Origin of the sequence: Pseudanabaena sp. 'Roaring Creek' (assembly GCF_001402795.1) — a bacterium.
GTDB lineage: Bacteria > Cyanobacteriota > Cyanobacteriia > Pseudanabaenales > Pseudanabaenaceae > Pseudanabaena.
The window spans coordinates 1-13,704 of the sequence record NZ_LIRE01000768.1 but is presented as its reverse complement, the minus strand read 5'-3'; the positions used below and the strand labels follow the sequence as shown (position 1 = coordinate 13,704).

5 protein-coding genes and 1 pseudogene are annotated in these 13,704 nt (G+C 43.1%); 3 read left to right on the top strand and 3 right to left on the bottom strand.

Going from position 1 to position 13,704, the window contains the following annotated elements:
* The 3 genes and pseudogenes from AC805_RS24145 to AC805_RS24135 all read right to left on the bottom strand — a co-directional run.
* A pseudogene (locus AC805_RS24145) lies at nucleotides 1–353 on the bottom strand (hypothetical protein); the annotation flags it as partial.
* A 569-nt stretch (nucleotides 354–922) separates the two neighbouring features.
* Nucleotides 923–3,364 (bottom strand): CHASE2 domain-containing protein, encoded by a 2,442-nt coding sequence (locus AC805_RS24140; RefSeq protein ID WP_055077775.1) that lies wholly within the window; start codon nucleotides 3,362–3,364, stop codon nucleotides 923–925.
* A gap of 9 nt (nucleotides 3,365–3,373) precedes the next feature.
* Nucleotides 3,374–5,143, bottom strand: coding sequence for a ShlB/FhaC/HecB family hemolysin secretion/activation protein (locus tag AC805_RS24135; protein WP_231664326.1), 1,770 nt, complete (start codon nucleotides 5,141–5,143; stop codon nucleotides 3,374–3,376).
* Between the two features lie 537 nt (nucleotides 5,144–5,680).
* On the opposite strand from AC805_RS24135, the gene AC805_RS24130 reads away from it, so the two are divergent.
* From AC805_RS24130 to AC805_RS24120, 3 genes are all read left to right on the top strand, one after another.
* On the top strand, nucleotides 5,681–9,541 hold the full coding sequence (locus tag AC805_RS24130) for a filamentous hemagglutinin N-terminal domain-containing protein (protein ID WP_055077773.1): 3,861 nt from the start codon (nucleotides 5,681–5,683) through the stop codon (nucleotides 9,539–9,541).
* Nucleotides 9,542–9,557: 16 nt separating this feature from the next.
* Nucleotides 9,558–12,275: a CHAT domain-containing protein gene (locus AC805_RS24125; RefSeq protein WP_055077772.1), complete on the top strand. Its 2,718-nt coding sequence runs from the start codon at nucleotides 9,558–9,560 to the stop codon at nucleotides 12,273–12,275.
* 296 nt (nucleotides 12,276–12,571) lie between these two features.
* Entirely contained in the window at nucleotides 12,572–13,405 is an 834-nt protein-coding gene (locus tag AC805_RS24120; RefSeq protein ID WP_009625975.1) for a carbon-nitrogen hydrolase family protein, read from the top strand.
* The last annotated feature ends 299 nt before the right edge of the window (nucleotides 13,406–13,704 follow it).

Below are 13,704 nucleotides of genomic sequence, written 5' to 3'. Positions count from 1 at the left end.
GTACCGCGAGATGCTCCACCAGTAGTTTGAGTTGGTGCAGAACTGGTAGCAGGAGGTACAAAAGTACCGCGAGATGCTCCACCAGTAGTTTGAGTTGGTGCAGAACTGGTAGCAGGAGGTACAAAAGTACCGCGGGATGCTCCACCAGTAGTTTGAGTTGGTGCAGAATTATCAGCAGGGGGTATAAACCCGCCGCGAGATGCTCCGCCAGTAGTTTGGGTTGGCACCGTATTCTCTGGTGGAGGGCTAAACGTGCTGGACTGAGCTGCACTCGGGGAAAATCCGATTGAGCTAGCTAGTAGGGTCATTATTCCTACAACGCTGCCAATTCGTCGATGGTAGCTTGTAATCATTAGAATTCTTCCTTCAAATAAAGTTACGAAAAATCCACTTTTGTTACATGATAATGCGCTTATTTCCATGTGCATTATTAGTTTACCCATTAATTTTTTTCATAACGTCAATTACATTGCAATTCCTTTAATTTCATTACAAAAAAAGTCAAATTCAAAAGACATATAAAAAATGCGTAAAAGATATACGAAAAACTTGTCTATATAGGTAGAGTAAACTTCAAAATATTTGCAAGATATCGATTAAAAATACTATGCAATAATCCTAATTATTTTAGTATAGCCAAAAAAATATATTTAAAAGCCAAAATGATTTATTTGTAAGCACTTCAGGTATTCTGGATTTGCGCTTGATTGTGGCAAAATGCTGAATAAAAAACGCCTTATTTTATTCATTTATCCAGTTTATTAAGGAGGAAATCATTGACTTGATAATAGCATTAAGCAAATCGATTTTTGAAGAATGACTTTTTAAATGAAAAGAAGAGATATTGATTAGATATTAAAGATTTTTTAATGATAAAACTTGAGCGGCTACGATTGAATATTTGAGAATAGCCTAGAGCATCTCAATCGTAGTCAAAGTTAGTTGAGGGTAGTTGAATGGGGAGGGTAATTGTAAATTTTGTACCCATCCCCATTTCACTTTCACAAAGAATTGTACCTTGGAGATTCTGGGTTACGAGGTTATAGATAATGTGAAGTCCTAACCCACTACCACCTTTATCTCTAGCGGTTGTGAAGAAAGGTTCAAAAATTTTAGCTAAATTTTCATTGGCAACGCCAATTCCGTCATCGGAGTAAATGATGATTGCTTTGTCGTCTTGCTGGGTAACCGTAAACTGTAATAGACCGACTTTATCTAAGCCCTGATAGGCATGGGTTAAGGAATTTATCACTAAATTGGTAACGATCTGAGACAATGCGCCTGGATAGCTCTGCATCGTAATATTGGCATCACCTCGGACGATTACTTGGTGGGGCGTATATTTGAGTTGGGGTTCTAGGCTAGTTAAAATCTTTTCGATATAGTCTTTGACGGGAAAGCTTCGTTGCTCTAGGCTCGAACGATCTACGGCAACTTGTTTAAAGTTCTGGATGAGTTCGGCAGCACGATGGAGGTTAGCTGATAGAATTTCACTACTACTTTTGGCTTTTTCTAAATACGCCTGTAAGCTAGATTTTCTAAGTTCGCCACGATTGAAAGAGGCGCTAAATTTATTGGTGGCATTCTCAAGGATGGAAGCTGCCATTAAACTATTGCCAATGGGGGTATTAACTTCATGGGCAATACCAGCCACCATGCTACCGAGGGAGGCATATTTCTCTGATTCCACCAGTTGTTTTTGGGTTGCCTTTAACTCGTCTAGGGTTTTAGCTAATTCGGTATTTTTTTTGTGAATTGCTAACTCCGCCCTTTTGCGATCGCTAATATCGCGGATTGTAAATAGCACTTCATTGGCTCCACTAACGACAATCCGAATTTCCTCATCGCGGTACTTGCCATCAACGCAGATGCACTGTTCGTAGGTTTGTAATTCCCCAGTGCTTATTGCTTGATGGATATAAAAAAGATGGCGATCGCTCAATTCTTGCGGCAGAATTTGAGAAAGATGCTTACCGATATTTTCAATATCGGGATATAACAACTCGACGCTACTATCAAAGTTAATCTGCCCTAGATAAATTCCATCGCCATTCACATTGAACATCAAGTCGGGAATAACCGAAAAGATAGCGCGTCTACGCGCTTCGCCTGCGCTGAGGGCTTTATAACCCGTGATCACCATCGTCGAAGTAAATAGGGCAATAAATGCAGGAACAACTGGAATCCACCATCCCTGTAAAAATAGAATATAGCTAGCAATCAATAGACTCGTCCCTAAACCAGCGAGTTCCAGAGCTAACCTAGGGATATGGAAAGTGAATTTCGACCGTTTCTTTGGTTTGGCATAACTACGGCTCCAACACAATAGACCGCTAGCCAGCGACCAGATGACAATCCATAGAGTTTCTATCGGTTTTGACCAGACCCGTAAAACTGGACGTTCGCCGAGGGCATTCGCAATTAATTGACTGGTGATATTAGCATGTAAGGTCACACCACTAGTGACGGGAAAAGAATTCCCTAAAACCGTGCTGTTATAGGGAGTAATAAAGTAATCGGTATTACTTTCAGCGGTAATACCGATCAAAACAAGGCGATCGCGAAAGATATCCTGAGGAATATCTCCATTTAAAATTTGCGTTAATGAGACTACAGGAAATCCATCCTGAAAATTGCGAAAGTTCGATAATATCTGGTAACCGCCTAAGGATTGGCGAACATAGCCGCCATCATTTTCTTCCATAGGTGAGAAAATTGCTTTCCCTAATTTATATTGTTGCTTTTGGGAGTCAAGAACTTCTAGTTTAATATTTTCGGTTTTGAGATATTGGAGCGCAAGGGCAGCGCTCAAACTGGTAATCGTCTTCCCTTGCTTATCTTTTAACGATAACAGCACCCGTCGGATTTTGCCATCACGATCGGGGGGCAAGTCATTGGCAGCAACTTGATTGAGCTTTTCCAAAATTGAAGAAGCGGCTACACCATCACCTTCTCGATTGGCGATCGCTTTGCGAATACCGATGAGATTGGGTGTAGAGGTATATATACTCAATAGTTCTTGATATCCAGAATTATTTTTTTTCGGTACTGGTAGATCGCGGTAAATATCTAATCCAATCGCTCTAGGTTCCTGATTTTTGACTGCTTTGAGAAGGTTAACGAGGGTATCGTCATCAATGGGATAACCAAATTTCTGAATATCCGATTCATTAATTGCGACAATCACAATGCGATTATCTATCGGTTCAGATGGTCGCCACTGAAAGAACAAATCGTAGAGGGATAATTCTAGGGGCTGAAGTAAGCCCAAAAAGCGAATTCCTAGTAAAATCCCTGTGGTTATGGGGATAATTACACAGATCTCTTTATATTTCCAAATACTTTTTTTGAGAATGCTCCACATAGATAAATTTTAAAATGGATTTGTAGATATGGAGAAATAAATTCCATTCTCCTGTAAAGTTCTCTTTTCTGCGGAAATTCGACTCAGGGGCAAGCCTAAATCGAGACGAATGGTGAGGCGATCGCTCATTTGAAATCGCAATCCCATGCCTACCGAGACGAGAGTGCTCGGATCGGGGTTTGTATTTGCTCGCTGATTCCATACCGTACCAAAATCACAGAACGGAACAACCTGTAAAAGTCCATTAATGTCGGGAATATGCAAGATCGGAATCCGTACCTCTGCCGATAAGACTAAGCCATTATCACTGAGCAATGCATCTTGGCGATACCCCCGCAGGTTATCTTGTCCGCCCAAACTAATTTGTTCCTGAGACAACAGGGGGCGATCGCTAAGCTGGAGATCGGCTCGCAACAGTAGCAGCGTTTGCGGTGCTAGTAGCCGTAAATATTGAGTTTGCCCCCGCCAAGCGAGAAACCGACTATCTGGAGACAGGTCGTTAATCGTGGAGCCAAGGGCATTCAGCCCTAAACTTACTTGCGATCGCACCGCAAATACCTCTTCGGCACTGCGTTGGACATATTCTTGAAAAAAGCGCAACGCTGTAACTTTAGTTTGACCATTATCATCAGCACCAAGGGCAGGAAAAGGAATGAGCCCACCCAGCAATGATGCTGAGCTTTGCCGATGACTCAAGGTTAAGCCTAGGGCGAGATCTTGGGCAGTATTTTGGAAGATGGGTTGGCGAATTGTCAGTTCGTAATTGCGGGAATTAGAGGCAATATCGAGAATGTTAAATGGAGATTCGATGACATTACTCGATGAGGTTCCCAAACTCAGCCCAATCGTGCCATTGTAAGGATTGAAAGGAATTGTATAACTTGCATCAAAAGCATTGCTACCATCGGTATTGCCATAGGAGAGACTGAGGCGATCGCCTAGTCCTGTCAAATTTGCTTCAATCAGTTGGACTTGGCGGCGTTCGGAGCCGACGCTAGGAGCGCGACTATTATCAAAGGTAATCGGAAGACTGAAGGTTGGAGCCTCGGTTACCTTAATTTCTAAATCATTTAGTCCTACCTCCAAACTTGGGGACAAATTTGCCGATATACTCTCAATGAGAGGATTGATTTGTAATAGTTGTAATGCTTCGAGGAGACGATTACGGTTAAGGGGTTTACCTGTGGCGATCTCAATCCGCGATTGGATATAGCCCGCATTCAGTCTGCTCAATCCTATAATCTTAATTCGATCTAGTCCCCCTTCAACGACTTGGATCTTAACGGTTCCTGTCTGTAAGTCCTGCTCTGGGAGGTATGCACCAGAGGTAATGTAACCACGCTCTAAATACAGTTCTGTAATCTTGGTTCTAACTTGAAATAATTCGACAATGGAAATTGGCTTATTAGTATAGGGATTAGTGATGTTTTCTAATTCGCGATCGCTAAAAATGCTGCTGCCAATCACTTCAAATTTCTTGACTACGATCAATTCAGAAGTACTATGAGGAGGCATGTGCGAATCTGATGGCGTTTGGGGATTTTGAGGATTTTGGAGATTAAATAGGCGATCGGGCGGTGGCAGTGGCAAAGGTTCCGTTGGAGTTTTCGGAGTTATTTTGGGGGCAAACTCGTTAGGGGTTCCTAAACTAGGAATAGATGGGGATTGAGCCGCAATCTCTTGATTGTAGAAGTTTAAGGAAATCACTAATACTGAAATATATATTTTCTTAATTTTCTTACCTAAAGGTATGGATATGTAATCATATAATGCTTTCACGATAATCACTTGCAGATTTCACTAATTATTTATCGAGAGGAAATATTCTTCATTTGGGCATAATTTAGCTGCATATAGCAATCCTAAATGGTTTGTGGAAGCGCACCCCGAAGGGGTGCGCTTCCACAAACCCAAAAATCTACAAATGATTTAGGATCGCTATATATTACTTAATATTCAATGCTAAGATATGATTTACTCATATTTAGCTTTTAGACTTTAAAATTATTTATTCTCAGCTATCCAGTTAGCTGGGTATATAGCAACCCTAAATGGTTTGTGGAAGCGTATCCCGAAGGGATACGCTTCCACAAACCCAAAAATATCCAAATGGTTTAGGACGGCTATATTAACTGGGCATAAAAAACAGCATCAAAAACTGCATCGCAGACTATAGGTTTAGGGGATCTATATTTAATTGCGCCTCGCAGTTTACTCATTAGATATTAAATTAGATATTTAATTTAATATCTAATTTAATATCTAATTTAATATCTATCATTGATTTTTGAAATACTTACAAAAGGAATTTAGAGAATGAAACACCTGTCATACCCTATCTATGTTTCTTATCTAGTTGGTGTATGTCTTTTTCCCAATACATTCTCTGCGTCTGCCCAGATCGTTCCAGATCGAACTTTGCCGATCAACTCTATGGTAACTAAAAGTGGGCTAACCTCCACAATTAATGGAGGAACTACTAGGGGAGTTAACCTTTATCATAGTTTTCAAGAATTCTCTGTCGCTCCAAATAATACTGCCTATTTTAATAATGCTATTAATATTGAAAACATCGTAGCGAGAGTTACAGGTGCTTCCATTTCTAACATTGATGGCATCATTAAAGCAAATGGAAAAGCTAATTTATTTTTGCTCAATCCTAATGGCATTACGTTTGGAACCAATGCCAAACTAGATGTCGGGGGAACTTTTTTGGGTAGTACCGCAGGTAGCCTCAAATTGTCCGATGGCAGCGAATTTAGTGCCACTAATCCCCAAGCCCCTCCCTTGTTAACCACTAGCATTACTCCAGGATTACAGTATGGTGCGAGTAATGCGGGGGCAACGATCGCCAATCTTGGCAATCTGTCAGCCAAACAAGATTTAATCTTAAATGCGGATAGATTAGACCTACAGGGACAGTTACAGGCAGGTCGAAATTTAACCTTACTAGCGCAAAATACTTTAAAGATTCGTGATACAGCTAGCAATCCATTTTGGGCAATTGCTGGTCGAGAAATGCTGTTGCAGAGCAATCAATCGATCGATATTTTTGCGTTAAATCATCCTCGTAGTGGTTTTTGGTCGGGAGCGAATATGGTGTTGCGATCGCCCAATCCTGCGATCGGTGACGCACATTTCTTCGCTGGAGGAAACTTAAACATTGAAAATCTCAATGGAACTCTCGGTAATCTCATCAGTCCCAACGATCCCATCATTTTGGTAAATGGCGATGTCAATTTAGGAAACTATACAGGGGCATCGCTGCATATTCTCGCTGGGGGAAGCGTTACCTTGGGCAATGTGACGATCGCTGCTACGGGGAGCATTAGTACCACCATCAATCCTAATAATTCCAACCTATTTAATACCACAACAAGCTATGCCGATCTTGCAACGGTCTATTTGACTGACTATCAAACAATTAAGAACAGTGACGGCTCGGTTCAGAATGTTATCCCCATTAAAATCCCTATTACAGTTGATGGTAGCCAACAAGCAACTTTAGATGTGCGATCGGGTGTAGATTGGGCGCAACTCGGCGGCTTACCAACTAGCCCGATAGTTTCAGGGTCTATCGCTCCACTTCCTAGTTATAACAATTCTCCCACTAGTGCTAACATCACGATTAATGGCAATATTCGTGTAGATATCCCCAGTGGATTAGTGTTATTGACCAACCAGTTTGCTCCCAATAATTTACAAGGTAAAATCTCCACGCAAGCAATTGATGTGAGTACTGGTATTGTCGGGGCAAATGCTGGGGATATTCGTATCTATGGACGAGGGGACATTGCGCTACATTCCGACTTAATTGCTTACTCGGAGCCATTTATTGGTAATGCTGGCAATGGTGGCGCGATCGCCATTTCTTCTTACAATGGTGATATTACAACAAATGCGAATTTATACACTGACTCTTTTACCTTTGTAGGCGATACGGGCAATGGTGGCAAGATTTCATTGTCTTCCTATTCGGGCGATATCATCCTCGATCAGGTGTATTTTGAAGCATCTTCCTACGTTTTCTTGGGTGACTCGGGAAATGCGGGAGATGTTTCTCTCACTTCCCATTCAGGCAATATTATTGTAACGGCTCCCCTGTGGAAATCTCCATCAGTATCCATATTAGGATCTTCAGGCAATGGGGGAAAGGCCTCTGTCGCCACTGATTCTGGCAACATCACAATTCAAGATGCCAACAGTTTCTACGGAGGTACTGGTACTTATTTAGACACGGGGACATACTCTGGTTTTAAATCCTCTGGCAATGGTGGAGCATTTTCCTTAGCTTCCAATTCTGGCAATATTTCGCTGATTAAAGCACCCTTAAATTCCTCTACTGCTTCCTATTCAACATCAAAATCGAATTATGCTGGCAATGGCGGCGCAATTTCCTTAGCAACCGCTTCGGGTGATATTAACCTGAATGACTTAAGCCTATATTCCTACTCTTTTTCACCCTCGGCAAATGCTCGCAATGGTGGTGCAATTTCTCTATATTCAGGCGCTAGAAATATTAATCTGAACAATTCAACATTGTCAGCTTACTCCTTTGCACCTGCGGCTGCTTCTCAAAATGCAGGAACGGTATCGATGTCCACTCCAAAAGGCAACATTGTCAGTGCCTTAACTAGTTATATCTTGTCATTCTCCATTTCTAAGCTAGGAGCGATTAGTGGCAATGGGGGAGAAGTTAATTTAGTTGCCCAAAATCAGATCAAAAACCTCGGGCTTTTTACCTCATCGGCGTTCGGGCGGGCGGGTGCAGTAAATATTAAGGGCTTGGGCGATTTAGCGATCGCCGATCTTCAGATCATTACTAGTAAAACGGTTAACTTCCCCCAACGAGCCTACGATATTAACGATCCGAATACTTTCATTAAGACGATTTTTGGTTCTGGACAAAGCGGGCGCTCGGGCGATGTCAATGTTATGGGTACGAATAATCTCACCTTTGATAACACGCTGATCCTGAGCACGACCCAAGGGTTGGATCCTGCGGGTAATATTTCCATAACCAGCCCTAAATCCATTGTCTTCCAAAACAGCCAAATCTTGAGTAATACCAGTAGCCTAGGCGATGCAGGTAATATCACTATTACCGCAGGGCAGGATCTCACCTTCAAAACCAATAGTCAAATTACCGCTCAAACTAGTAGTAATGGGAAAGCTGGCAATATTGACATCAAAGCAGGAAATTCTATGCGCTTTACCGCAGGTACTGGTCTATTTGCTAATACCGCCAAAGGCTCGAAGGGGGATGGTGGCAATATTGCGATCGATGCACAGTATGCCACGCTTCAAGATGGCGCGACGATCGCTGTTGGCAGTTTAGGCGATGGTATTGGTGGCAATATCAATATCTCATCAAATTACCTCTCTCTGTTCAATGGTTCCTCCATAAATGCTTCGACCGCAAGTACTAATGGGGGTAACATCGGTTTGCATATCCCATCGATATTACTTCTGCGCTATGGCAGTGATATTAGTACTACCGCAGGAACCACCAATGCAGGGGGGAATGGGGGCAACATTAATATTAACGCAGGATTTGTGATCGGTGTTAAGGGGGAAAATAGCGATATTTTTGCGAATGCTTTTACGGGGAATGGTGGCAATATTAATATCACTACGAATGGTATTTATGGATTAGAATTTCGGTCGCAACTGACTCCCTTTAGTGATATTACTGCTAGTTCCCAATCTGGATTGCAGGGAAATGTAAAGGTGACAACCCTAGACATCGATCCTAGTCGCGGGCTAACTACTTTACCGATCAATCTCATCGATCCATCGAGGCAAATTAGTCAGACTTGTGGAGTGGGCGGCAAACTATCTAGTCGTGATAATAGCTTTACGGTTTTGGGTAAAGGCGGTTTACCCAAAAGCCCTAGCGACGAGCTTTCCAGCCCACAACCCTTGGTAGAATTAGCTGAGCTTTTACCCCGTGCCAATAATAGTGCTGCCAATAATAGTGCCGCCAATAATAGTGCCAATAATTCGACCTTAGCATTGCAAACGCAACCAGAAATAAAACCAGAAATAACTAAAGAATTTCCCAAAGCTATTATTGAGGCAAATGCGATCGCTAGAGATAGCCGTGGCAAGTTGCGATTAATTGCGGCGGCGAACCCACTTAGCCCTGCCATCCCTGAGCTTTCTTGTACAAAATAACCCAAAGAACAGGTTTATGAGCTATTCAAAGCCCAAGAACAGCAGGTTCCGCCGCTATCTCATTATGGGCATCTGCGCAGCAATACTTGCCATCCTCTTAGGATGGAATGTGCAACCCAGCCAGACCCAAAACATTCCTAAAGATATTCCTAAAAATATTACCAAAGACATTCCCAAAGACATTCCCAATCCCTCTGGACAAACCTCACTTAACGTTTCGGGTATCTCTATCAGTCAATTTTCTTCCAGTAATCCTGTTGCGATCGTTGATATCGGGAAACAATATTATCAATCAGGACAATATGCTCAGGCGATCGCAACTTGGCAACAGGCTGCCGATATCTATGCCAAACAAGGCGATCGCATCAATCAAGCTGTTGTCAGCCAAAATCTTGCCTTAGCCCATCAACAGCTCGGTCATTGGCAAGAGTCAGAGCAATCAATTTTACTCAGTTTAGAAATCTTCCAATCCCATCTCCCACAATCTAAATTACTGGCGCAGGCTCTCAATATTCGGGGGAGTATCCAGATCGCGCAGGGCAAGGCACAAGAGGCATTAGCCACTTGGCAAAGAGCCGCAGTTATTTACGAACAGGTCGGAGATAAAGATGGAGCCATTCGCAACAAAATTAATCAAAGTCAAGCCATGCGATCGCTTGGGCTCTATCCCAAAGCCAAAGATCTCCTCAAACAGGTTCAATCGGCACTTCAAGAGATCCCCGACTCTTCCCTAAAACTTGCTAGTCTGATCGAACTCGGTGATACCCTGCGTCTCAATGGAGATTTCGCTGAAGCTACGACGATCCTGAAAGAAAGTTTAGCGATCGCCCAAAAGCTCAACGATAAGCCAACTACTGCCGAAATTTTCCTTGGGTTGGGTAACGTCAACTCCAGCCAACTGGAGGCTACAAGTGCAGGAGATAGTAGAGATCGCCAGCAAAAGAGTACCGAAGCGATCGCCTATTATCAACAGGCTGCTCAAATTACGACCCGTCCCATCACTCAGGTAAAAGCCCAAATAAACCAATTGCGCCTTGAAATTGGGTTAAAACAATTTGAGACCGTCAAGAGACTATTACCGACAATCCAAGCCCAGTTACAGGATCTCCCTCCCAGTCGGGCTTCGGTATATGCGAGGGTGGGTTTTGCCCAAGATTTAATGAAGCTAAACTCTGGAGCAAGCGATCGCCTAGGAAGCGATCGCCAAATTGCCGCCCAATTACTTGCTAAGGCGGCGCAACAATCCCAAGCAATGGGCGATCCGAGAGCCGAATCCTATGCGATCGGTTATCTAGGAGAACTCTACGAACGCTCCCAACAACTTACGGAAGCTCAGGAACTCACCGAAAAAGCGCTTATTCTCGCCCAAAATCATAATGCGGCTGACATTGCCTATCGCTGGCAGTGGCAGTTAGGAAGGATTTTTAAAGCCCAAGGTAAACAGTCTCAGGCGATCGCTGCTTACAATGAAACCGTCAGTACCCTTACTTCTATTCGCGGCGATCTTGTCTCTAGCAATGCTGACATTCAATTTTCCTTTCGTGATGGGGTCGAGCCTATCTACCGCCAGCTCGTAGACCTGCTCATGACCCATAAAAAAGGGCAAACATTAAGCCAAGAAAATCTCATCGCCGCCCGTAAAGCGATCGAATCTCTCCAAATCGCAGAATTAGATAATTTCTTTAAAGAAGCTTGCCTGAAAGGACTTTCGACCCAAGTTGACGAAGTTGATGCTCATGCAGCCGTCATTTACCCCATCGTTTTGCCCGATCGGGTAGAAGTGATCGTTGCGCTTCCCGATCGTTCCCTCATCCATCACACCACCACAATTTCCCAAGATAGCCTCAACCGACTTTTGAGCGAACTGTGGCGATCGCTAAGGCGTACATCCCTTGAGACCGATATTCAAACAACCTCAGAGAAAACCTACAATATCCTGATTGGCAAAGAACTCGAAGCTATATTCACCACCCATAAAATTCAAACTCTCGTATTCGTTCTCGATGGAGCCCTGCGGAATCTGCCGATGGCAGTTCTCTATGATGGTAAGCAGTACTTAATGGAGAAATACAATCTGGCTGTCACTCCAGGATTGCAACTTCTCGATCCTCACCCCCTCAAGCGTCAGCAACTAGAAGTGTTTATCGGTGGCTTAAGTAAAGGGACTCAAAATTTTAGCGCATTACCTAATGTCGAAAGAGAAGTTCGGCAAATTGCGTCCATAGTATCCGCTCCAACCCCATTGCTCAATGAAACCTTTATCAGCGAATCTATCAAAACCCAAATCAGTAAAAATTCCTTTCGAGTAGTTCATTTAGCCACCCACGGTGAATTTAGTTCTGACGCGGCGAAAACCTTTATTTTGACTTGGAATAATCGTCTTGGAGTCAAACAGCTAGGAGATTTACTACAAACCAGAGATCGCGACCAACTAAATCCCATTGAGCTATTGGTACTCAGTGCTTGCAAAACTGCCAAAGGCGATAATCGCGCCACTTTGGGTCTGGCGGGTCTGGCGGTGCGATCAGGGGCGAGGAGCACGATCGCCAGTTTGTGGTCAGTTGAGGATAGTGCCACAGCTACCTTTATGGAAAAGTTTTATCAAGAACTCATGCTCCTCCAAACCACTAAAGCCAATGCTTTACGAAAAGCGCAAATCGGGCTTTTAAACAATCCCCAATTTACTCACCCCTTTTACTGGGCTCCCTTTGTCCTCGTGGGCAATTGGCTATGAAGCCCTATAGAGGCGGCGCGAAGTGCCGCCTCTATAGGGCTTTATAGTTGTTTTAAATAACTTGTAGACGGGCTTCGACTTCGCTCAGCCCTCGGTGTAAGCTAGCTGAGCGAAGTCGAAGCTGTAGTTTTTATTTGAATTATCTATATTCGCTGGGAAGGGCGTAATTTGATTGATTTGATGTGGTTAAACTTAAAACTAATTTTAAAAATGAGAATTGCTGCTATAGCAAGGTAATCTAAAGTAAGTGCTTTAGGGCACATCCGAATTTATGTGGGAAAGTTTTAAGGATTGAAATGAAGTCATATTTGGCGGCCGCCGTACAAATGACCAGTATCTCTGATGTAGATAAAAATCTTGCTCAAGCAGAAGATTTGATCCAACTGGCAGTGAATCGAGGAGCAGAACTAGTCTGTCTACCTGAAAACTTTTCGTTTTTGGGAGATGAAATGGAAAAGACCAAACTTTCTACAGAAATTGCAGAAAAGAGCGAAAAGTTTCTAATTACGATCGCCCAACGCTATCAAATTCTCTTGCTAGGTGGTGGCTTTCCCGTACCTGTTGCTAATAGCAGTAATGGTAATCAAGGCAAAATGTACAACACGGCGCTGCTCATCGGTCGTGAAGGTGAAGAACTTGCCCGTTACCGCAAAATGCATTTATTTGATGTCAACCTTCCCGATGGCAATACCTATCAGGAGTCAGCGACGGTACTCGCAGGTACGGAGTCACCCCCTGTATATGTTTCTGAGAAGTATGGCAACTTAGGGCTATCCGTTTGCTATGACGTGAGGTTCCCAGAGCTTTATCGCTACCTATCCAATAATGGGGCAAATGTTTTATTTGTACCTGCCGCCTTTACAGCGTTTACGGGCAAAGATCATTGGCAAGTTTTGCTGCAAGCTAGGGCGATCGAAAATACTAGCTACGTGATTGCGCCAGCACAGGTAGGGATGCATACCCCTCGCCGTCAGTCCCACGGTCATGCCATGATTGTCGATCCTTGGGGCATTGTCCTCGCCGATGCAGGTGATCGCATTGGTGTCGCGATCGCGGAAATACAGCCTTCCCGCATCGACCAAATTCGTCGCCAGATGCCCTCGCTGCAACATCGAACTTTTTCTTGTTAAGGCAAAAAGTAAAGATGGCGCTTCGTGTTGTCTTTACTTTTTGAACGATTTCGATGGATCTGTACTAAAATGGTAAGCAATCGTTTTTGTCTGATTTTAGTAATCGTCTTTTCTTAATTGTTGATTAACTAGCTTGCTATTAATTAAAGTACCTGTGGCTTTGACTACGCTCAGCCAAAGTTAGGTGAGTATAGTCGAGGCTAGATAACAAGGTGGGACATTTTTTATCCGCAAGTGCCTAATAGTAAATTAGCTATTGGCTAATGTCTGCTGATTGTGGGCTAATGATTAGCCTGAGA

Excerpts from the sequence above, each read along its gene's own strand:
- AC805_RS24125 (WP_055077772.1), top strand. The coding sequence starts at position 9,558 with ATGAGCTATTCAAAGCCCAAGAACAGCAGGTTCCGCCGCTATCTCATT.
- AC805_RS24130 (WP_055077773.1), top strand. The coding sequence starts at position 5,681 with ATGAAACACCTGTCATACCCTATCTATGTTTCTTATCTAGTTGGTGTA.
- AC805_RS24120 (WP_009625975.1), top strand. The coding sequence starts at position 12,572 with ATGAAGTCATATTTGGCGGCCGCCGTACAAATGACCAGTATCTCTGAT.
- AC805_RS24140 (WP_055077775.1), bottom strand. The coding sequence starts at position 3,364 with ATGTGGAGCATTCTCAAAAAAAGTATTTGGAAATATAAAGAGATCTGT.